Origin of the sequence: Lysinibacillus sp. NPDC097214 (assembly GCF_050277945.1) — a bacterium.
GTDB classification, from domain to species: Bacteria; Bacillota; Bacilli; order Bacillales_A; family Planococcaceae; genus Lysinibacillus; species Lysinibacillus xylanilyticus_B.
Map to the genome: position 1 here is coordinate 193,115 of NZ_JBNNSS010000002.1, position 22,199 is coordinate 215,313.

The following is a 22,199-nucleotide window of genomic DNA, read 5'->3' on the forward strand; positions in this document are numbered from 1 at the left end:
TGGTCATTTTCACGATATTGAAGTGTAAATTCGATTCTTCATTGAAAGTTTCGGATGGTGTTTTGTGAAAACGTATATCATGTGAATATGTTGATTGGTCGTCGTGAAACTGAGAAGCTCTCACTTCAAGCTTTGCTAAGTGGCGAGTAGTTCACTATGTAGGTTATTAATCAAATTCTTCACTGCATAGCATTTCAAAGTATTCCATGCCGAATTCGATGAATCTACTGAAAATGCACTTTTGAAAAGAATATAATAAAAACGCCACTTCAACTTAAACCTTGAAGTGGCGTTTTGAGTACTTTTCTTTAACTTACCATATCTTCTCCACCCATTCAGGATGGTCTATAAATGGATTTCGATTGCCTTGGATTTCGTAAATTTTTTCATTTCTTTGTTTTTCATATTCATCTACAGGATCTTGCTTATGCCATTGTAAAAGAACAGAAAGTTTACCGTGATAAGGAGCTGTTCCATTATTAACTTTGTCGTTTAATTCAAGATCCACCTTATCTCCAGCTTCATAACGTGTTGCCATATATAATAGTATACGTGCTACATCACCTTTTACGCGATTAGGTGGTTCGAATGAATCTGAATCTTTCAAGCAACCATTACATCCAGCCACTGGACTGCCACCATTGTCAAAGTCTAAATTTCCTCTTGAGCTATTAACTTGTACATCGGTTGGTCGCAAGTGATGGATATCTGTTCCTGGTCCTTTGGTTGTCCCAAAGTTACCGTGTGATTTTGCCCACGTATGCTCTCGGTTCCAGTTTCCTACATTGCCACCATTGTTTGTTTTTGGACTAGATTTCCCAGAGTAAAATAAAATGACATTACTCTGATTACTAGGATCTTCATCCGTATACTTTAATGCATCCCAAACCTCATCATAAGAAAGTACCTTTTGTTCAGAAATGATATCATGAAGAGCCGTTTTCAGTGCTTGGCCTTCCTTGTTATAAGCACCTGTATAATAATCATTAGCAATGACTGTCACGCTAAAACTTGTAGTGACACTTTTCTTTCCATCAGATGCTGTAACGCCAACAATATGACTACCCTCTTCTAAATTGAGTGTTAATAACTTTCCATTTATAGTGCCTTTTGTGGCAGTAAATGAAAGTTCATCGCCATCAGGATCGGAAAAATGATTTGTTAAATCAATTTTAATTTCCTCTCCAATAGCTACAGTTTTGTTGGTAATAGGCTCTTTAATGATTGGTTGATTGTTTTCAGCAGGCAAAGAAGGATTTACAATGGGTTTCCCCTTCGAATTTGTAAATTTAATTTGCTCAGGAGCTGCACCCTTTTTATAAATTATCGATTGTATATCTAAATTTTCAGCGCCTCTAATTTCACTGACATATGGACCTTCAATTGTGAGTGTTTTCACGCTATTGCCTTTAAGGTCGATAATCATCCCTGCTTTCACAGGACTAAGGATAACATCAGTCGTCTTAAAACCTTCTCCATGTAGTTCTGCATAGCCACCTTTAAGGAACACACCTTTTGGAATTTCCGATTGAGCATCTAAATGAAGTGCAATACTAGGTTTATTGATTGTTAATTTGTTCTTTTTGAAGTTCTTATAGTCATATACTATTTCTGGTTTAATCGGTTCAACATTTGAATTATTATTAACATCAATTTGAACCATTACTGGATCATGGTCACTTGCACGACCGGCCATGTCCGTAAAATCAGCATTAATATGAAGAATATCCACATCTGTTTTCTCTGCCAAATTGTTTGACACTAGAATATGGTCTAATACTTGTGAATTCCCCTGATATACATATGTGTAACGATCAGAAGCATCTACTTTATTAATCATATTCGTCATCAATTGACCTTCATGGATTTTAAGCGCATCCGCAAATTGATAATCATTAAAATCACCTAAAGAAACAATGTTTGCATCTGGATTTTTTGATTTAACGTCTCCAACAAAATTAGTAACAATATTGGCGATTTTTTTACGCTGCACTTCGCTTCCATACTGTGGAGGCTGAATCGAACCAAATAATGGAGTATCTCCACTTTTAGAATTCCAATGATTTGCGATCACAATTACATCTTCATCTTGGAATTCAAATTGTGCCGCTAAAGGTTTGCGACTACTATTAAACGCTTCATTTGCTGGATCAATACGCCCAGGGTTCACTGTTAATTTCCCATCTTTATAACCAACAGCCGTTGTAGCATCCCCTGCCGGAATACCTTCCTTTAACTTCACTCGCTCTGGATTATAAAGGAAGCCAACTCGAATATTCGCATCTGGTGCTCCACCATCTTGATTGTTAATTGGATCGATATTAACATACTGATACTCGACACCACCTACACCTTTAATAGCGTCAATTAATCTTTTATAACTTTGATCCGCTTTTGAATCTCCTGCAGATGGTCCGTTATTATCTTGCACCTCTGTTACACCAACAATATCAGGACTGCCCATATCAATACCAATGGCTCTTGCTAATTTTTTCGCTTTATCATCAGTAGTAGAAGTTTTGTTATTAGAGAAGTTCTCCAAATTATATGAGGCAATTGTTAACTTATCTTCTGCCTTTACTATTTTTGTTGTCTCAGGTGATGTATTTCCTTTTTCATGAGCTGCCTTCATTTCATCTAAAGAAGCATAGATTTTAAAGTTTTGATAGGAATAGCCTACGATACCAGTAATTGGCCCTTTAAATTTATCACCTGTAGCCACTTCAAAATCACGTGCTGCTCCATTCGGTTCTAGTCGGAATTGAACTCTGTTTGGATTTGCATTTTCTTTCTCATGCAATACCCCACCGTGAATTGTGTTTGTTGGTTCACCCTCAAGTACTGTTACTAAATCTCCATGCTCCTGTGGTGCTACCGCTTTTACGTTTCCAACTTCTACTCTCATGCCTTCGATACTTTCCCAAAAATCAATAGCGTCGATTGTTGGATTAAAAATTTCAAGCTGATCACTGTCGATCTTACTAAAAGACATTTTTAACTTATCGATTCCAATTGCTTTTGGTAGGGCTACACTACTTTTAATGACTTCTACTTTTCCGTCTTGATCATCACGAACATTAATTTGTGTTGTTTTTAAATCTGTTTGCTGCCTGTCATCATAGCCATCGTATGCATATTCGCTTACTTTACCTTTAACAGATACTAAATCCCCTACCTTTATTGGCCATGGTTTTTTTCCGCTGTACAGAAAAATACCTTCAGAAGTATTCGGATCATGATCAGCCAATTCATCTGGTGTTTGAATCGTATAATACCAATTATTATTTAACGTAAATGAATACGTTACGATTCCTTCAATTCCTTCAACTGTTTTACCATCAAATGTTGTAGCGTGCCCCGCACCTTGAATATCATGAATTTGTAATTTATCTGCAATGCTATAATCAAATGTAGTTATATCACTAAATGAGCCATCTTTAGCTTTAACGATTGTTTTTAATGTAGTATTTTTGCTAATCTCAATTGGCGCCTCATATTTAAGACTTTTATCAGTTGGCTTCGTGCCATCTAATGTGTAATAAATTTCTGCATCTGCTGTCGGTGTTGTTAAAGTCACTGTTGTTTTGCCAACAAACGTCCCACTTCCAGGTGATGCGGTTGCAGGTTTAAGTGCTAAGCTATCCTCCACAATATCTTCTTTTGATCGAGGAATGATTTGATAGTCATTATCGAACTGCTGAACAATACCCGTGATAGATTCATAGTTTGTACCGACAGTTAAACCAAGCGAATTTGTTTCATCTCGCACAAGGAAATTCGTTCCGTCACTTGCAGTAAAGTTTGCCCATCCAGCCCCCTGTTGAACATCTGTTAGCGTAACATTTTTCACTGTTACGAGCTGTGATTCGCTATCTTCATTTACTTGCGCACCTGTTACTACCTTTGGAGCAGGTACACCAACATTATCAACTTTTTCAACGATGGTAGCACCATCTAATTGTAGCAAACCACGATAGTCTGCTAACTTCCCTTTTAACGTAACTTCATCCCCGACAGACATAGCTAGACTAGTAGGTCTTACCGCAATACCCCCTGTCCCATCTTGGACCGAAAACGTATTTTTTAAGCCCGCTGCAACTCTACCTTTGATCGTTACCGTTTCACCTACACTTTTATTCCGAGCATCTCCAATTGAAAGAATTGCCGGTACTTCGGGGTCAACAGGTCCACCTGAATTGCCATCCATTACGTGTTGGCCTAAATTGGAGAAATTATCTACCGGGAATGAATCCCATTCCGTTGCTGCATTAAAAGGATCATTATTAATTGTATCCCCCGTCAATACTGAACTCTTTCTTACTAAAGTTACATCTTTAGCAAAATCTGCTGAAGAACCAACTTGTCCAATGGAATCGACTATGTCACCAGATTTCCTTAATACGACTGGATCATTTCCATTGAAATTAATAACCGTTATGTTTTCTAGATTTCCTTTTGCTTTAATGTTTGGATCTGCATCTTTATGATGTAAAACATACGTAGCACCGTTTTCTAGAGTACCTGTCAAACTTACTTTATTCTTCGCGCTTGCTTCTCCGTTCGTATGAAGCTCTAACGTATAATTACTTAAATCAACCGCGGTACCTGTACCATTATAAATTTCAATTGCTTTATTGAAGGAAGTTCCTTCAATATACTCTGAAATGATTAAATCCTTTGCAAGTGATTCAGCATTTACAGTGATTGGTGCTACAGGTGCGGCAATACTTGCGACTAAAGTTGTTGCTAAAAAGGCGTTTATTGGTTTCTTCCAATTCTTCTTTGACATCAAGTTAATTCTCCTTTCAGTTTTAAGAATGATCATTTTTTTCAAAAAATACTTTCGTTTTGGGCATATACCGTACAGACGACATTTATCGCATACGTTATGTCGTAAACAGTCGAACTATTCGGAACATATTTCCCCATTACATATATATGTAAACATATTATTATTAATTCACTATTTTTATAGTATTTATATTATGTAAATGAATTGTAATAATAGAAAACACAACTATTACAGGGAATTTAACAATTTATAACATAATTTTAACATACAAATTAAAATTAACACTCACCTAATTTGCTTAATTATAAAAAACGGGCTAATTGATTTACGCCAAAAAAAATAGTCTCTTAACAAGTTATTTGTCAAGAGACTATTTTCTATCTTCCTACTACTTTTAATCTAGCAACACCATTTCGCGGAGGCTACCTTTTGGCCCAAGCGGTTCATCTGAAGCCCACAGGAAGCTTTGCTCTGTGCGAAAGCGAAGCGTCAGCGGCAATTGTTTTATCTGCGCGAAAGCGAAGCGTCAGAGGCAAATGTTTTTTCTGTGCGAAAGCGAAGCGTCAGCAACAAAGCGCCCAGTCGGAACGGAAATCAACCCAACACTTTGTCGAAAAGCGATACATTACTGCAGATGACACCTTATCACAATAAAAAAGAGCAGATGAAAGTATATTCATCTGCCCTTCTATTTATTTTTGTTTCTTTTTATAAATGATCGTAACGACAACAAGTAAAAGTAAAACCGCTTGTCCAATCATTGTTTCTACTGTTGGATAGAAACCAATGATGTTGACAACTGGCAAGCCATCTACAATTGTTGTTGAAACTGAATCCCTCAGCTGCAATGTATGCAGACTGACACCAATAATTTTAAATGCCAATACGTAGATTAACACCGTTGCCACTGCGAAAAATTTATGAACTGGAATTTTTCCACTTGCTTTAAATAATACAAATGCAAAAATAGCTAATATCACAAGTGCTACTACGATACCTAACACAAACTGAGATGTCTCCATTTTAGGTGCAATTCCTGCATAAAAGACAAGTGTTTCTGCCCCTTCACGGAAAACAGATAAGAAGCTAACTGCTGCCATCGTAAACACCGAGCCCGTTGAGATAGCGTTACCCATTCGTTTGGAAATATAGCGATTCCAGCTTGTCACACTCGATTTACTATGGAGCCAAATACCTACTCCAATCATCATTGCAGCGGCTAGTAAACCAATATAACCTTCCATGAGCTCCCGACTTGTATCAACTGTCGCTGATTGGAAAATTGTCGACATTAAAACAGCAGCTATTCCTGATAAAAAGATCCCTACAAATGCACCAACATATATCCATTTGCGCATTGTTTTTTGTCCAGATTTCTCTAAGAACGATACTAATGCCATAATAATAAGCAGTGCTTCTAAGCCTTCTCGCAGTAAGATTAATGCTGCATCCCACAGCGTATAATCCGAGTCACCTTGAATCAGCTCAATTTCAGTGCGGAAATTATCCAGCTTACTTTTTATTGCTTTAACATCAACGTTAGATTTCAATAAGTCACTAACGATGATTGGCATATCACTTTCAATTTTTGTATACAGGCCGCCATTACGTGTTGAAATATCTATTTCTACACTTGGCCATATTTTAATGAACTCTCGAATTTTATCAGATGCAGCCTTGTAGTCACCTGCATCGATAAAATCATTCGCCTCATCAATATAAGCAAGCAATGTTGCTAAAGAATACTCTCCTTCTACAACTTTCGCTGTATCATTACCTGCTACAAAATCTTCAATTGTTTGTTTTAATTCTGCATATTGTGATTGCATTAATGCTACATCTGGCTCTTCAGAAGCAAGTGAGATTCGTATAAAAGCCATCTGTGTTTCAATTTGGCCGTACATAGCAATACTTTGCTCTCGTACAGGACGTTCGATTTTTTTCCATTTAGCATTAAAATCCTTATACGCTGCGTCGATTGTAGTTAAATCACCACTTGCTAAGGCATCTTCAAATGCTTTCATGATTGGTTTAAATTTCATGCCGAATTCTGCTCGCTGTGCCGCTTCATCTACAGGATTCTCAAGCTTTTCTAATGCACGTAAGGAATTAGACAATTGAGACAGTGCCTTTAAACGTTCATCCTTAGCTGTAGCTTCAACTGCTTGTACAAGAATATTATCAACTTTTTCTTTTGCTTCCTTTTTCTCAGATGTGACCGACGCCCAGTCTGTAGAAAACTGTTCAAGGGCTTGCTCAGCTTCAGATTCCTTATCCTGCTTCGTATTCATTAGCGCATCACTAATAGAAATGTATAAGTGACTATAAGATTGCGCTGCCTGTACTGGTACAGCAAATGCCACTAACAGGCAAAGTACTAAACTACAGCGTGTTAAAAAGTGCTTCACCTATATAACTCCCCTTTTGTACACCAGGGAAACAAGCGAACACTGCGCTGCCTCGATGTGTAGTATACTCATTCATTTTATCCATACGTCCTAAGCTATTTTGAACTGTTATAAATTGGGCTGGGTCTTTTTGAAAAGAAACAAACATGAGTCCCGCATCATGCGCACCTGTGTTCGTCATCACACCTGATGCATAAGAGTAAGAGCGACGTAAAATACGTGCACCTGATTTACGTGCCAAATGCACATGTGACGTATCTGGCATAATATACTTACCGTTGCTATCCTTCGCCTCTACATCGAAATCATCGAACTCTTTCTTTTTACCAAAAGGTGCACCACTATCGCGATAACGACCAAATGTTGCCTCCTGATCTTTCAAAGATGTGCGATCCCATGTTTCAAGATGCATTTGAACTTTACGTGCGACTAAATAAGAGCCACCTTTTAACCAGCCTTTATCGACCCATACAACTTTATTTAAATCTTTGTCATCGGCAGTCGATGGATTTCCAGTGCCATCCTTGAATGCAAATAAATTTCTCGGTGTTCCTCCACCAGCTGGGAATGAGTTAAAGCCTGCTTGAGACCATTTAATTTCTACCTTACCAGATGCTGCACGAACTAAGTTACGTACTGCGTGGAATGCCACCTGTGGGTCATCCGCACATGCCTGAATACAAAGGTCTCCACCTGTAAGTTCTTTTTGAAGCTGATCTTTTGGGAAATGTGGTAAATCATTTAATTCTGCAGGCTTCAAATGTTGGATACCAAGCTTATCAAACAAAGATGGGCCGACACCTATTGTGATTGATAAATTAGAAGCGTCTAAACCTTCTGCTTCACCTGTATCTCCTGTAGGAACTCTAGTATTTGTTGTTAAATCTACCATTAATTCACCATTCATTAAACGTACAACAAGAGGTGTCCATTTTTTGAACAACTCTTGTAGGTCTTTCTTTGATGTAAATAAAACATCTAAAGAAGCAAAATAAATATTTGTCTGAACTGGTGTAATAATGCCAGATTGATGTTTTCCATAAAAATCAATTTTATTACGTGCAGTCGTGCTATCCGCAACAGGCTCGAACACATCGTAGCCCATTACTTTCATAACACCGCCTAAGCCTGAAGCACCGATAGCTATACCAGCTGCTCCGATACCTGTTAGCTTTAACATGTCACGTCTTGATATTTTTTTATTCATCCATTTTTCATCATTTGACGCTGTCATTTATTATCACTCCAAAAATTACTTTAAAATATTACTCCAAAATAATACCCATTTGACTTAATGGTTCTCCAAGTTGATTAACTGCTGCTGCAAGTGCTTTTGTGTCTTCTTCAGTTAATTTTTCGTAAGAAACATATCCGCCATCAGCAGTCGCATGCTTCGCCAATAAATCATCTACTGCTTTGAATTTTTCATCTAATGTTGCTACTAAGTCTTTGTCTTTCGCTTCTAATTTTGAACGTAGGATTTCAAAGATTTTTTCTGCACCTTCAATGTTTGCTTTAAAGTCATAAAGGTCTGTATGAGAATAGATTTCTTCTTCACCAGTGATTTTAGATGTTGAAACTTCATTTAATAAGTCAACCGCACCTGTAATCATTAAATCTGGTGTTACTTCTACAGTTTGAACTAATGCATGTAATTCTTTTGCGTCTGCTAGTAATTGATCTGCAATTGCCTCGTAGCCTGCAGTTTTATTTTCTACCCAAAGCGCATGTTCCAGCTTATGATAGCCTGACCATTCTTCTTCGCCCTTGCCTTCTTCTTGGATATCAGCTAAACGACCGTCAATACGTGGATCCAGGTCACCAAAGCTCTCTGCGATTGGCTCCGAACGCTCAAAATACATACGTGCCGGTGCATAGGCTGCTTTTGCTTTTTCAATGTCACCAGATTTAAATGCATTGACAAATTTTTCTGTTTCTATTAAAAATTGATCCATTTGCTCTAATGCAAATGTTTGATAGGCTGTTAGTTCAGTAGATAAATCAACTTTTGTAGCTTTTTCTGCTTGCTCTGTTTCAGGCTTATCTTCTTTTTTAGCTTCATCTGTATTACCACAGCCAGTCATAAGAATGCCCCCTGCGACTAATACTGACAATAATGATGTTTTTTTCATGCTAAGTACCTACTTCCGAAATAGTTTATATTGAGAATGATAATGATTATCAACTATAATTGCAAGAAGTATTTTCATTTAAAGAAAAAAACGACATTTTATAGTTGATCTAATTAGATAACTAGAAAAATATCGTTTTTTCCACAATATAATCATTCTAAACTATGAGATTTTTGCCTGTTTTATATTTTCATATTTTCCATATAAGAAATAATAAAGGATAATTGACACTAAAATAACAAATACCATCGCAAAGAAAATGGCACTGTACCCCGACGTCGGAACAAAGAATCCTAAGAAATAAGGACCAACACCTAAACCTAAATCATATAAAATAAAATATGTCGATGTCGCAAGTCCTAAACGCTCATTTGGTGTAACTTTAATAGCTATTGCTTGCGCTACTGAATTGAAATTACCATAACCAATCCCTATGCACGCTGCGGCTAATAAAAATACAACACTACTTGTCGCCGAACTAAAGGCATACATTCCGATTGCAAAAATAACTAAACAAGGGTAGATAACAATGTTCGCACCTCTAGTGTCTAGTAATTTCCCAGTAAAAGGGCGTGTCGCTAAAATAACAATTGCATATATAATAAAGAAATAACTTCCCGCTGTTACCAAATCAAGCTCTTTTGCATAGAACGTCATAAATGACATAACCCCTGAGTAGGCAAAGCCAATAACAAGCGCCACAAAAGCAATTGGTACAGCACGCATTTCGATAAAATTAGTGAGCTTAAAGCCTGTTTTCTCCGCCATCTCTTTGGCCTTTTTCGGTGCATCTGGAACAGTTACGATAAAATACAACAAAAAGCATACTATAGCTAATACGGAATCGACAGCAAAAATCATCCGATAATCTTCAAACAACTGCGTTAGAAGAATACCTATAAACGGTCCGATAGCAGTAGCTAAAATAGCACTCAAGCTGTAATAACCAATACCTTCTCCTCGACGATCAGACGGTAAAATTTGTGCAATAATTGTTCCTGTCGCCGTACTAGCCATCCCAAGTGCAATCCCCTGTACTAAACGATTGACCATTAAAAGCGGCAAATTTGTCGCGATAAAATAAGACATCGTTGATAGCATAAACAATAATAATCCACAAAATAATGTTTTTTTGCTACCCCAATCCCCAATAATACGTCCTGTCCCAAGACGACCAAATAAAGTACCAATAATAAAAATACTCGATACAAGCCCTGCCGTACTAGTCGAAGCTCCAAAATGCTCAACCGCATAGCCTGCAATCGTTACCATCAATAAAAAAAATATTAATGTAATGGTAAAATTAATAAGTGAGACGATTAAAAAGTCCTTCGTCCAAAGTTTATGTCTAGTTGCTTCCACTTTTTTCTCTCCTACCGATTGATGTTTGCACAAATGTTCGCTATCACTTGTGTCGCAATTTCAATATCCCGCTCTGATACCCCTGCGAGTGCCTGTTCCATAGTTGGTTTTAAATGCGCTTGAATTTCTTGCACAATCTCTTCACCATTAGCCGTTAATTGTACAAGCTTTTCGCGCTTATCCCTACCCGCTACCGTTTCCACGTAGCCAAGCTCCACAAGCTTTTGTACAAGCCTTGTCACACTCGGCTTTTCAATAAACATGAAATTCGCAATATCAACAAATGAATGTGACCCTTTATCCTTCAATAACCGAAGGAGAGCCCATTGAGAGCTATACAGCTGATATTTCCCTAACTGCACATTCACTAGATTGATAAACGGTCTGTACATTAAGCGGTACTGATTAAAAAATTCTTGTTCGATCGTCAAAAATACCACTCCTTTTTAATTAGTTAGCCTAACTAACTATATACCCTGAGTTTTTATTTGTCTAGTAGGAATTAGCGAGAAAACAGGCATTTTGAACGGGCTATCCGTCGATCTGGTTGTTCTATCCGTCGTTTTTGAGCGCTCTATCCATCTTTCTTCGTCATACTAAGCCCCCTGTCCATTCATAAAAAAAACAACTGAACAGCCAAAGCCATTCAGTCGTTTTTTCGTAATAAATATAAAAAATACGGTGCGCCGATACATGCTACGACAATACCCGCTGGCACTGTCGCACTCGAAAGAGCTACGCGGCCGATCGTATCCGCTAGCATTAGTAAACTTGCACCGATCAACAATGTGAGTGGTAAAAAGAGCTGGTAGCGTGGGCCGACAAGCTGCTTTGCAATATGGGGAGCCATCAGACCGATAAAGGCAATGCCCCCTGTGATCGATACAGCTGCCGCAGCTAATGCGACAGAGACTACTAATAATTGCAAACGCTCTCGGCCGATATTTAAGCCTAAACCAACCGCCGTTTGTTCGGTCATCGCAAGTACATTTAACACATTTGCTTTATACAAAATAAATGGAATGCCTAGCACAAGCCAAGGTAATAAAGCCCAGAAAAATGGCCAATCTGTTCCCCAAACATTACCCGCAAGCCATTGTGCGATAAATTGCACATCACTTCGCTCAGCAGAGGAAATTAATATTATCATTACACCAGATAAGGCAGAGGCTACACCTACTCCGACTAAAATGAGTTGAACCGGCTGCACACCCTCATTGCGCTTATAGGAGAAAAAGTAAATACAGAGTGCCGTTAATAAAGCGCTGACAAATCCTATAAGTGGTAACACATACGCGAAATGAGGTAAATCACCATTAACAAGGAGATAAAATAGAGTAATCCCTATACCTGCTCCAGCATTAATCCCAATAATACCAGGGTCCGCTAAATCATTACGTGTCACTCCTTGCAAAACGGCACCAGCCAATGCTAACGCCATTCCTGCTGCTGCCAGCACAAACAATCTCGGCAAGCGAACAGAAAACAAGACGAATGATTCTTTGAAGCTGCCATCTCCAAGCAAAATCGGTATTATGCGATCAATCGAAACCGAAGCTGCGCCCATTGAAATACCCATTACAAAAATAGCTATTGTTAATAGCATCCAAACCATTAGCCATCTACGTTGCTTTTTTCGTCCGATATTAAACAATTTGACGACCTCCCTTCCGAACAAGAAGTAAGAAGAATGGAAGGCCGATAATTGAAATAATGGCAACTACCGGTGTTTCATATGGAGCATTAATCATTCTACCCGCAAAATCCGCTGTCACCATCAACCACCCACCGATAATAGCACTCATCGGTAAGACAAATCGATAGTCGGTCCCAACCATTGCGCGGACCACATGTGGTACCATTAGCCCAACAAATGCTAAATTACCTACTAGCGCAACAGCGGAGCCTGCAAGAACTACAACTACAAACATCATAATTCCTTTAATGACTGTTGTTTTTTGTCCTAATCCAACAGCTACTTCTTCATTTAAACTTAAAATGGTTAGCTGACGACTAAACACAAAAGCGATACCTAATCCGATTAAAATAACAGGCACAATAATTAAAGCTTGCCATGTAGTGCCAATTAAACCACCGCTCGTCCACATCGAAACATCTTTTGAAATTTGAAATAAAATGCCCGTACCATCTGCTATTGCTTGTAATAAAGCAGATACAGCTGCCCCAGCTAAGACTAACTTTAATGGAGAAAAGCCATTCTTCGTTGAAGCGCCAATACCATACACTACGATCATCCCTACACCCGCACCTACGAAACATGCAAAAATAAACATATAATACGAGGTATTTGGGATAAATGCCATCGTTAATGCCAGTGCCGCATTTGCACCTGCTGTAAGGCCAAGGAGCCCTGGGTCTGCTAATGGATTTCTAGTAACCCCTTGCATAATAGCTCCAGCAACTGCAAGTGCACTACCTACAAAAATAGCAGCAATTATACGAGGAAATCGAATTTCACGTAATACAGAATAGTGCTTGCCACCGGCTTGTCCGACAATCGCTTGATAAACATCTTGAATACTCGTACTAGCCGCGCCGATACAAAGCGAGATCGTAACTGTTACCGCTAATAAGATCAGTGTAAGCAACACCTGAAGCCAAAACGGAAAATATCGAAACTTTATCATTTGTCTTCGCTACTCTCTACTGAAATTATTGTAAAAATTTCTGTTCAAAGAAATCTAGTTGATATTCTAAAGTTTTCGGATCATTAAAGTAAAATGCATTGCCATTCACTTCAAATAAATGACCATTCTTCACCGCTTCTAAATCCTTAAACCACGCAGCATTTTGAATGGCGCTATCCTCACCTTTAAACGTACTAAAAATCACATAGTCACCTGCATATTCATTTAATACTTCAGTAGAAATTGCGAAATAACCTGGTTTTAAAGCATCTGCTTTTACTTTTTCAGGCATTTTCAAGCCCATTTCTTGATATAAAATTTCTGTTCCACGACCCCAGTTATCTCCATACACATACATTTGTTTATTAAACATTTCTGCGACTGTAACCGTTGCATCTTCGCCGATTTTTTCTTTAATTTTTGTACCCGCTTCTGCAGCACGCTCTTTAAAATCTTTTACCCAATCATTAGCTTCTTTTTCTTTATTCACAACTTTACCGATTTCGATAAATTGCTGTAAATAATCAACTTTTCCATAAGTGAACAACACTGTTGGTGCGATTTCAGCTAATTTATCCGCATTTTCAATACCATTTAAACCAATAATCAAATCTGGCTCAAGCTCTATAATTTTTTCGATATCCGTATTCTCAACAACTACTGCATCTTTAATATCATCTTGGAAGTTTGGATTATCTGCAGCCCATGAATCAATCCCCACAACATTAACGCCAAGCTGTAGTAAATCCCCAACAAATGAAGATAATACAACTACACGTTTAGGGTTTGCTGGCACTTCAATAGGACCAGATTCTGATTGATACGTAATCGTTTCTGCAGATGCTTTATCTTTAGAGCCCTCATCCGTCTTCTCATCTTTATTGCCGCACGCTGCAAGCATTAGTACGACCATCATAAACATTGGTAATAGCCACTTTTTCATAAATATATCTCCTTTTACACTGTTTGTAGTAAGTTATATGTAATGCACATTGGCTTATCTGTACGTGGATCCTTACCAATGACTGCATCAATATTAAACACTTTTTCTAATACTTCAGGTACTATAACTTCCTCTGCAGTACCAAACTTCACAAGCTCTCCTTTTGATAGCGCAACAATATAATCTGAAAACCGTGCTGCCTGGTTTAAATCATGTAGCACCATAACAATTGTGCGTCCTTCTTCTTCGTTAAGCTTGTTAAGTAATTCTAAAACCTCTAACTGATGCGCCATATCTAAATAAGTTGTTGGCTCATCTAAAAAAATAATATCGGTTTCTTGCGCTAATGCCATCGCAATCCACACTCGTTGACGCTGTCCACCTGATAAAGCATCAACTGTGTTCAGACGAAAGTCATCCGTTTTAGTTACCTTTAAGGACCAGTCAATCATTTCTTTATCCTTTTGCGATAAATTACCGAAGCCCTTTTGATATGGAAATCGACCGTATGATACAAGCTCTTCCACTGTTAAACCATGTGCACTTTCCGGACTTTGTGGCAATATGGCCAGTTCTCTCGCTAATTCTTTTGTATTCATCTCGGAAATATTTTGACCGTCTAATATGACTTGTCCACTCTTATGCTTCAAAATCCTTGTAATAGCCTTTAAAAGTGTAGATTTGCCACAGCCATTGGAACCAATGATGGTCGTTATTTTACCGTCTGGAATTTGTAGCGATAAATCGTGCACAATCGTTTTGTCCTCATAGCCGATACGAATCGATTCAACTTGTAAACGCACAACGTAACCTCTCTTTCCTTTTTGTTCTTTCCATGCTATGATAACGACTAACCGATAATGATAATCGTTATCAATAGATTTAGTCTAGTTTTCTTATAAAGTTTTGTCAAACACTTTTTTATTATTTTTTTAGGATGTGGTGATATAAATGCAACATTTATACGATGTAACTATTATTGGCGGTGGTCCTGCAGGCCTATATAGTGCCTTTTATAGTGGTTTACGAGGATTGAAAACGAAATTAATCGAGAGTCAACAACAGCTTGGTGGTAAAGTTTTGCTTTATCCTGAGAAGCTAATTTGGGATATTGGTGGTCACCCCCCTGTGTTAGGCGAACAATTTGTGAAACAGTTAATTGCACAAGCAAAAACGTTTGATCCTACTGTTATAACGGGTACAAAAATCGATTTTATCGAGCGCCAAGAAGATATTTTTGTTCTTCATACTGCACAAGGAGATAAACATTACTCTAAAACCGTTCTTTTGGCCGTTGGTGGTGGTATTATTAATCCTCAAAAGCTTTCACTAGAAGGTGCAGAAAAATATGAAATGACTAATTTACACTATACCGTACAGTCCTATCGACATTTTGTGGACAAGGAAATTATTATTTCGGGAGGTGGAAATGCAGCGATCGACTGGGCAGTTGAACTAAGTCCAATCGCTAAAAACGTAACTGTTGTTTATCGTAAAGATACGTTATCAGCCCATGAGGCAACGATTCAAGAAGCTTTAGATGCAGGAGTAAATATTGAATGCAATACTAGTATTTCAAAACTAATGGCTAATGCTGACAAAACAGCGATTCAATTAGTGACATGTGAAAATACAAAAACAAAACAAAGCTATACGCGTCAAATCGATGAAGTCATTGTTAGTCATGGCTATAACAGAGAAGCATCATTAGAATTGGATCAAGCGCTCACCATTCCTAAAAAAGATAATTACTATTTTGAAGGGAAAGCAACGGGAGAAACTACACAGCCAGGAATTTTTGCAGCGGGTGATATATTAGCGTTTGAAGGGAAAATTAATCTCCTTCTAGGGACTTTCCAGGATGCAGCCAATGCCGTGAACTCTATCAAAACGTATTTAGAGCCTACTGCCTATCGCCATGGGGTCGTGTCATCACATAATGAAATATTTAAAGAGAAAAATCGCTCTATTATAGATAAGCACCTTATATCAAAATAAATATTAAATGCAATTAATCACAAGAACCCCTCTTAAGAATTTACTCTTTAGAGGGGTTCTTGTTATATCCAGATCATAAACTATCTAAAGAAACTTAAAAATGCGCCCATTTGTCTTAGCATACCAACTCCATTTGTTATTGTCCCCGCGTGGCCCATAATTGTATTTAAATGCTGTGGTAATCTTCCAAATCTAGAAGGTTGGGGTTGTTGATTAGGATGAAAGAAAGGTTGCTGTCTTCTACCTTGCATAGGTGGGCCAAAACCTTGTCTATAGCTTGGTGGAAATGGTCTCATTCTAGAATTAGGCGGATAAAATGGCATGAATTCACCCCCTATCAAATATCTTTTAACTAGTATACGTTTGTATTTTTTTATTGTTTAGACTATCGGAGAAGTTGCTGAAAAATAAAACACTTATGTATTGTAAAAATCTTAAAATCTATAATTATTATTTATCTCTTCCTTTTCTGTAAAGGTTCTTCATGACAGCTTTGTCTCTTCAGGAACCAACCTATTTTTAATTTCATATTATACAAAAATACGAATAAAGAAGGGATTCCGATTCAAAATTCAATATATCTAGAATTTCTGTCTAAATTTGGTGTTGGCGGTGCCCATCCTGGTGGTCTTAATCTAACAAAGGAACTATTCAATGCAGAGAGCATTAGCGAAAATGCCTACATTTTGGATGTAGGGTGTGGTACAGGCCAGACCGCGGCCTATTTGGCGGAGCAATATGAAGCAAAAGTAACAGGTATTGATATCAATCCCGAAATGGTCGCAAAGGCTAAAAGGAGAATGAAAAAAAATCGTTTACCCGTAAAAATAATTCAATGCTCTATAGAACAAGTACCATTACGTGATCATACATTTGATTTTATTATTTCTGAATCTGTTCTTTCTTTTGTCAATAAACCTAATGCCCTAAAAGAAATTTTTCGTTTATTAAAGAATGGCGGTCGGTTTATTGCCATTGAATTCACCATCCATCAACCACTCGAAGAAAAAATTGAAAAGGAAATTTTACAGTTTTATGGATTTGATTCTTGTTCAATGAAAAAAGATTGGGTAGCTTTGTTTAACGAGGCTGGTTTTAATAATATTCGTATACAAAAAAATAAATCCATCTTCTCAATTCCCGAACTTCATTACTCAAAGGATATTGCACCTGAACTTTATAAGGTCATGGATAAACACTTTGATATGAACTTAAAGTATGAAGGGATTTTAGACTATAGAATTTATTCATGTACTAAGTAGTTTGGAGATTTATTTCTAAACTGAATTTAAATGAAAAAGAGTAGCAGACTCGTTCAAAAACAAAACTCCTACTCCAACATCCTAGGGAATTAGACGATGAAGAATACCAAAACGTCTAGTTTCCTTTAACAATTTATGAAAGACTCCGAACTGAATATAACTTCCTTAGTCATTCATTTCCATATATTTATCTTCATTAATCGCAACCGTATGAATGCCCTCAATAAAAGTATTGATTAAGATTGTAAAGCTTTTATTGATGTCAAGAGGCATCCCAAATCCCCCCATCTGTTCTATCGAAGTGAATCCATGTAGAATACTTCGTAACCCTCTGACCATATGAATCGCAATTTCTTCTTGCAAATGATAGGCATCTAGCACTTGAAGTACAAGTTGCACGACAGATTCATTGGCTTTTTGTAGCTCTTGATCGTTAGCATCTGGAAAGCGAGTGCTAGCATCATACAACCCCGGATGCTCTCTAACTAGTTGAAGATATGCTTTACTAATTGCACGAATGGCGTCATCACCCGAACGTCCTACTGCAGCTAGTAGCATATATTCATGTAGTTTTTTTACACCTTGAATAGCTAATTTCTGTTTCAATTCATTTAAGCCATCAAGATGGTTATACAAGGACGGTGGCCGCACTTCCAATTTTTCAGCTAATAGCCCAATTGAAAGCTGATCCAATCCTTGTTCATCAGCTATCTCTGTTGCCTTTTGTAAAATAATAGATAAATCTAACTTCATTCGACGGGACATTTTTTCACTTCCTATTTTGATTGTAAAAAGCTTTTTTTTGCTTCTGCTATGGCAATGTTCAAAAGTTCCTGCGGTTGCTTTAACATCTTCCCATGCCCCACAGCAAGTAAACTTGGATTCAGACCGCTTAATTTTTTTGCACTTTTAAGAGCTGTCTCTTTATCCCATGTAGCTAGAGCAGGAAACGGAAACAACGGATTCATCATTCCCGATACTATTAGCTTCCCTCTCGTTACAAGGGCATCACCAGCAATTAAACTTCTATTACGCGTGTCGAAAAGAGATATGGAACCAGGTGTATGCCCTGGAGTAGCAATCACTTCTAAGGAACCTACACGATCACCTTCTTCAAGTAAGACATCCGGTTTGGTTTTAATATTTTTTGGAATGCCTCCTCGAATAGGTGTGTTTTTTTCATTTGGTAGCAAGGTGCTATTCCCTTCCAGTAGAAGCGCATCTCTAGAAGAAATGTACACCTGACTATCTGGTAATAATTCTTTTAACGTATCTAGCGCTCCTATATGATCACTATGTGCGTGAGTAAGGATAATTTTTGTAATCGGTTTACCAATATTTTCAGCCGCTTTTATTATACTTTTTGCACTATAGGGTAGTGCTGCGTCGATAAGGGTCAGCTCATTTTCTTCTTCTACCAAATAACAATTAACAGGAAAAATCCTCGGCATAAATGACATTTGAAACACTGTACCAATGTTTTCGATTTTCATTCTAAATCAAATCCCCTTTGAAAACTAATTATATTTCCATTTTAACTAATTCAATTAGTTTTCGCAATATTTTAATAAAAAACATTTAAAATGAAAAGCTAATGGCTTTTTTTACGCTAAATCATTTCCAGTATTTAATCCCCTGTTACACCATAAAATGACACCTGTCATAAAGAACCTTTGACTGGTGTGAATATGTTTTTTCCTTTCGATTTCTTATCATTGTTATAAGAAAACAAAGAAAGAGTGATTACATGATGAAAGTTCAACAAAGATTACCCTTAATCGATATGTTACGAGGCTTTGCTGTATTAGGGACACTTGGCACGAATATTTGGATTTTTGCTTATCTTGGAGATATTTCATATATAACAACGAGTAATTATTCAGGTTGGTGGTCATTGAACGACTTTTTACGAATGGCAGTCCTATTTTTCGTAAACGGTAAACTCCTTGGTTTATTAACGATCATGTTTGGTGTTGGTCTGGAATTAAAATATCAGCAAGCTTTGCGAAAAGGAAATGCTTGGCCAGGAATGTATATTTGGACCATTGTATTTTTGTTTATGGAGGGGCTTATCCACTTCACCCTAGTTATGGAATATGATATTTTAATGAGCTATGCTGTGACAGCCATCATTGTTGCCTTTATTGTTAAATTTGGTGACAAAGCGATTAAACGTGCGTTATACGTTTTTGGTAGTTTCCATGCAGTAATGATTCTGCTAATTTTAGTCAGTGCATTGCTGGGTGCTAACGCTTCCTTTGCTAGTTTCGATCCTGTCGTTAGTCTTTATGAGAATGGAACTTGGTTTGAACAAATACAATATCGTTTAACAAATTTTCTTTATTATAGAACGGAAGCTATTTTTATAATCCCAATGAATATCTTTTTATTTTTACTTGGGGTTAAGCTGATGAGAAATGGTGTATTTTTGCAAAATGACAAAGGACGCCAGGCGCGTCAAAAGCTATTTAAAATCGGTATTTTTATTGGAGTACCTTTAAACCTTCTAATCTTTATTCCTGGAGGTGCATTTGATTTACCTGCTCGATATTTATTTGCACCAATCCTATCTATTGGTTATATTGGAATATTAGGTAAAATGGTAGAATATAAGAAGCTTGAGTGGTTATGGAAGAGATTTGGTGAGATTGGGAAAATGTCTTTAAGTTGCTATGTGCTCCAAAATACTATTGCATCTATTATTTTCTACGGCTGGGGCTTAGGTTTAGGTGGAAAATTGAATAGCATTGAAGTTATTGGTATTTGGTTAACCCTTTCCCTTCTCCAACTTTTCATTGCACATATTTGTATCAAGCATTTTCATGTTGGACCAATGGAATGGATTCGGAGACATGCTATTCAAAGTGTCACGCAGAAATAATCGACAAAGGTTGGTGTGAACTATAAAGATTTATCCAAGAGATCAGGCAATACATTATCTAATTATTGATGTAGTTTCGTTAATTTTTTTAGTCACCAAAGTATTAGGATCGCATTCTCAATTACCATTATTGGCTAAAATAATAATCCTTATCTTATTTTTAGTAGCTTTCTATATTGCTTTATGGAATCGAGATTGGCGTTTACTATTTGCTTCCTTAATAGGCTTTACTCTTATTATCATACTGAGTATTTACGAAGGTTCCGCTATGTTATTTTTTGGATTTATTTTTGCTGATTTAATTGGGCGAGCTAAAACGAAGTGGCATATCGCTTTAGGAATGTTTGCCATTGCCCTTATGTTTTTGATAGTTATTTGGTTTGAATCAGGAGCAACTCTCAAATTAGAATCTCAAGTATTTATACCCGTTATGATTATTCAGCTACTATTTCCAATGCTAATTTACTACGTAGAAAAGTCCAAAAAGTTACAATCAGAATTAATAGAGGTAAATACCCAGCTTGTTCAGCAAGAAGAAAGACAACGTATTGCGAGAGACCTCCACGATACGCTTGGTCATACATTGACAATGATTAAAATAAAAACCGAATTAACTACAAAATTAGTCGATAAAGATACGATGCGTGTAAAAGATGAACTAAATGATATTTTAGACACAACACGAACAGCGCTAAAACAAGTACGAGAATTAGTCTCCGATATGAATTTTATTTCGTTAGAAAGTGAGCTTATTCATTGTAAACAGCATTTACAAACAGCGGATATCTCAATAAAAATTAAAAATAGCTGTCCAAAGCTTCTACTAGCTAGTGTGGAAGAAACAATGCTGTCCCTATGTATTCGGGAAGCAACTACAAATATTATTAAACATAGTCAAGCAAAAAAATGCCAAATAGATATCAATACTATAAATGGAATTTTAAAAATAAACATTGTTGACGATGGTGTCGGCTTACATATCCAAGGGCATGGGAATGGACTTTCATCGATGAAAGAAAGAATGAATGCTCTTCTAGGAACTGCTTCCATTGAGAATTTACCGACAGATGGAACAATTGTGACGTTAACACTGCCTATTCAACACTACAGATTGGAGCCAACTACATGATACGAGTATTACTAGCAGAGGATCAACAAATGTTACGTGGCGCCTTAACTTCCTTGTTGTCATTTGAGCCTGATATAAAAGTGATCGCAGAAGTTTCAGATGGTCAAAAAGCGTGGGAATATATTCAACATGAGCTACCAGATGTATGTGTTTTGGACATCGAAATGCCGAATCTTTCTGGGCTTGACCTTGCTGAAAAAATTAGACAGGCAAATTTACCGTGCAAGGTGATGATTGTTACTACCTTCGCACGTCCTGGCTATTTACAAAAAGCGATGGATTGTGGGGTACATGGTTATTTATTAAAAGATGAACCTATCGACTATTTAATTGAAACAATAAGAAAAGTAATGAATGGTGAAAAGATCGTCAGCAGAGATTTAGCCGCTACGTTGTTTATGAAAGAACAAAATCCGCTAAATGAACGTGAAATTGCTGTTCTGCAGCTTGTAAAAGAAGGAATCACAACAAATGAGATTAGTAAAAAACTATTTTTAACGAAAGGTACTATTCGAAACTATTTATCCACCTCTATTCAAAAACTTCAAGTCGAGTCTAGACAACAAGCTGCTCAAGTCGCCAGTGATAAAGGGTGGCTTTAGAAAAAGAAAAGCGATACTGCATTCCTTATCTAACAGGATACA

Annotated in this window: 18 protein-coding genes; 5 read left to right on the plus strand and 13 right to left on the minus strand. The window is 37.2% G+C overall.

From position 1 onward, the window contains the following. Positions 1-313: 313 nt before the first annotated feature. The 10 genes from ACQKMI_RS04800 to ACQKMI_RS04845 all read right to left on the minus strand — a co-directional run bounded on the left by ACQKMI_RS04800 (position 314) and on the right by ACQKMI_RS04845 (position 15,088). Positions 314-4,789 carry an endonuclease gene (locus ACQKMI_RS04800; protein WP_427487548.1) on the minus strand — a complete coding sequence of 1,492 codons (4,476 nt, stop codon included), beginning with the start codon at positions 4,787-4,789 and terminating at the stop codon, positions 314-316. Positions 4,790-5,484: 695 nt separating this feature from the next. After that, positions 5,485-7,200, minus strand: coding sequence for an FTR1 family iron permease (locus ACQKMI_RS04805; RefSeq protein ID WP_427487549.1), 1,716 nt, complete (start codon positions 7,198-7,200; stop codon positions 5,485-5,487). Next, positions 7,175-8,434, minus strand: a complete 1,260-nt coding sequence (gene efeB / locus ACQKMI_RS04810) for an iron uptake transporter deferrochelatase/peroxidase subunit (protein ID WP_427487550.1) — start codon at positions 8,432-8,434, stop codon at positions 7,175-7,177. The genes ACQKMI_RS04805 and efeB overlap by 26 nt, the downstream gene beginning before the upstream one ends. Before the next feature lie 31 nt (positions 8,435-8,465). Beyond that, the gene (gene efeO / locus ACQKMI_RS04815; RefSeq protein WP_427413231.1) at positions 8,466-9,332 is read right to left on the minus strand and encodes an iron uptake system protein EfeO; all 867 of its coding nucleotides are present in this window, start codon (positions 9,330-9,332) and stop codon (positions 8,466-8,468) included. Between the two features lie 162 nt (positions 9,333-9,494). Beyond that, positions 9,495-10,694, minus strand: coding sequence for an MFS transporter (locus ACQKMI_RS04820; RefSeq protein ID WP_427487551.1), 1,200 nt, complete (start codon positions 10,692-10,694; stop codon positions 9,495-9,497). An 11-nt stretch (positions 10,695-10,705) separates the two neighbouring features. Next, positions 10,706-11,125 carry a MarR family winged helix-turn-helix transcriptional regulator gene (locus tag ACQKMI_RS04825; protein WP_427487552.1) on the minus strand — a complete coding sequence of 140 codons (420 nt, stop codon included), beginning with the start codon at positions 11,123-11,125 and terminating at the stop codon, positions 10,706-10,708. Between the two features lie 215 nt (positions 11,126-11,340). Further along, entirely contained in the window at positions 11,341-12,348 is a 1,008-nt protein-coding gene (locus tag ACQKMI_RS04830) for a FecCD family ABC transporter permease (protein ID WP_427413226.1), read from the minus strand. Then, the gene (locus ACQKMI_RS04835) at positions 12,341-13,342 is read right to left on the minus strand and encodes a FecCD family ABC transporter permease (protein ID WP_427487553.1); all 1,002 of its coding nucleotides are present in this window, start codon (positions 13,340-13,342) and stop codon (positions 12,341-12,343) included. The genes ACQKMI_RS04830 and ACQKMI_RS04835 overlap by 8 nt, the downstream gene beginning before the upstream one ends. Before the next feature lie 25 nt (positions 13,343-13,367). After that, the gene (locus tag ACQKMI_RS04840; RefSeq protein ID WP_427487554.1) at positions 13,368-14,285 is read right to left on the minus strand and encodes an iron-hydroxamate ABC transporter substrate-binding protein; all 918 of its coding nucleotides are present in this window, start codon (positions 14,283-14,285) and stop codon (positions 13,368-13,370) included. Positions 14,286-14,299: 14 nt separating this feature from the next. Further along, positions 14,300-15,088, minus strand: a complete 789-nt coding sequence (locus tag ACQKMI_RS04845; protein ID WP_427487555.1) for an ABC transporter ATP-binding protein — start codon at positions 15,086-15,088, stop codon at positions 14,300-14,302. A gap of 148 nt (positions 15,089-15,236) precedes the next feature. On the opposite strand from ACQKMI_RS04845, the gene ACQKMI_RS04850 reads away from it, so the two are divergent. Then, positions 15,237-16,283: an NAD(P)/FAD-dependent oxidoreductase gene (locus tag ACQKMI_RS04850; RefSeq protein ID WP_427487556.1), complete on the plus strand. Its 1,047-nt coding sequence runs from the start codon at positions 15,237-15,239 to the stop codon at positions 16,281-16,283. 80 nt (positions 16,284-16,363) lie between these two features. On the opposite strand, the gene ACQKMI_RS04855 is transcribed toward ACQKMI_RS04850, so the two are convergent. Then, the gene (locus ACQKMI_RS04855; protein ID WP_427487557.1) at positions 16,364-16,606 is read right to left on the minus strand and encodes a hypothetical protein; all 243 of its coding nucleotides are present in this window, start codon (positions 16,604-16,606) and stop codon (positions 16,364-16,366) included. Between the two features lie 267 nt (positions 16,607-16,873). On the opposite strand from ACQKMI_RS04855, the gene ACQKMI_RS04860 reads away from it, so the two are divergent. Beyond that, positions 16,874-17,545: a class I SAM-dependent methyltransferase gene (locus tag ACQKMI_RS04860; protein ID WP_427487966.1), complete on the plus strand. Its 672-nt coding sequence runs from the start codon at positions 16,874-16,876 to the stop codon at positions 17,543-17,545. Between the two features lie 165 nt (positions 17,546-17,710). Here the strand turns inward: ACQKMI_RS04860 and ACQKMI_RS04865 are convergent, their stop codons facing one another. Together ACQKMI_RS04865 and ACQKMI_RS04870 are read right to left on the minus strand one after the other, a co-directional pair. After that, positions 17,711-18,310 carry a WHG domain-containing protein gene (locus ACQKMI_RS04865; protein WP_427487558.1) on the minus strand — a complete coding sequence of 200 codons (600 nt, stop codon included), beginning with the start codon at positions 18,308-18,310 and terminating at the stop codon, positions 17,711-17,713. 11 nt (positions 18,311-18,321) lie between these two features. Next, entirely contained in the window at positions 18,322-19,038 is a 717-nt protein-coding gene (locus ACQKMI_RS04870) for an MBL fold metallo-hydrolase (RefSeq protein WP_427487559.1), read from the minus strand. 257 nt (positions 19,039-19,295) lie between these two features. Here ACQKMI_RS04870 and ACQKMI_RS04875 point away from each other — a divergent pair, with 257 nt between their 5' ends. The 3 genes from ACQKMI_RS04875 to ACQKMI_RS04885 are packed head-to-tail and all read left to right on the plus strand — an operon-like array spanning position 19,296 to position 22,157. Beyond that, complete coding sequence (locus ACQKMI_RS04875) at positions 19,296-20,426, plus strand: DUF418 domain-containing protein (protein WP_427487560.1); 1,131 nt, start codon at positions 19,296-19,298, stop codon at positions 20,424-20,426. 49 nt (positions 20,427-20,475) lie between these two features. After that, entirely contained in the window at positions 20,476-21,555 is a 1,080-nt protein-coding gene (locus ACQKMI_RS04880) for a histidine kinase (RefSeq protein ID WP_427487967.1), read from the plus strand. After that, positions 21,552-22,157 (plus strand): response regulator transcription factor, encoded by a 606-nt coding sequence (locus ACQKMI_RS04885; protein WP_427487561.1) that lies wholly within the window; start codon positions 21,552-21,554, stop codon positions 22,155-22,157. Before ACQKMI_RS04880 ends, ACQKMI_RS04885 begins: the two co-directional genes overlap by 4 nt. The last annotated feature ends 42 nt before the right edge of the window (positions 22,158-22,199 follow it).

What these genes read in the sequence shown, in the direction of transcription:
- ACQKMI_RS04800 (WP_427487548.1), bottom strand. Translation starts at nt 4,789, where the DNA reads ATGTCAAAGAAGAATTGGAAGAAACCAATAAACGCCTTTTTAGCAACA.
- efeB (WP_427487550.1), bottom strand. Translation starts at nt 8,434, where the DNA reads ATGACAGCGTCAAATGATGAAAAATGGATGAATAAAAAAATATCAAGA.
- efeO (WP_427413231.1), bottom strand. Translation starts at nt 9,332, where the DNA reads ATGAAAAAAACATCATTATTGTCAGTATTAGTCGCAGGGGGCATTCTT.
- ACQKMI_RS04835 (WP_427487553.1), bottom strand. Translation starts at nt 13,342, where the DNA reads ATGATAAAGTTTCGATATTTTCCGTTTTGGCTTCAGGTGTTGCTTACA.
- ACQKMI_RS04840 (WP_427487554.1), bottom strand. Translation starts at nt 14,285, where the DNA reads ATGAAAAAGTGGCTATTACCAATGTTTATGATGGTCGTACTAATGCTT.
- ACQKMI_RS04850 (WP_427487556.1), top strand. Translation starts at nt 15,237, where the DNA reads ATGCAACATTTATACGATGTAACTATTATTGGCGGTGGTCCTGCAGGC.
- ACQKMI_RS04855 (WP_427487557.1), bottom strand. Translation starts at nt 16,606, where the DNA reads ATGCCATTTTATCCGCCTAATTCTAGAATGAGACCATTTCCACCAAGC.
- ACQKMI_RS04865 (WP_427487558.1), bottom strand. Translation starts at nt 18,310, where the DNA reads ATGTCCCGTCGAATGAAGTTAGATTTATCTATTATTTTACAAAAGGCA.
- ACQKMI_RS04870 (WP_427487559.1), bottom strand. Translation starts at nt 19,038, where the DNA reads ATGAAAATCGAAAACATTGGTACAGTGTTTCAAATGTCATTTATGCCG.
- ACQKMI_RS04875 (WP_427487560.1), top strand. Translation starts at nt 19,296, where the DNA reads ATGAAAGTTCAACAAAGATTACCCTTAATCGATATGTTACGAGGCTTT.
- ACQKMI_RS04885 (WP_427487561.1), top strand. Translation starts at nt 21,552, where the DNA reads ATGATACGAGTATTACTAGCAGAGGATCAACAAATGTTACGTGGCGCC.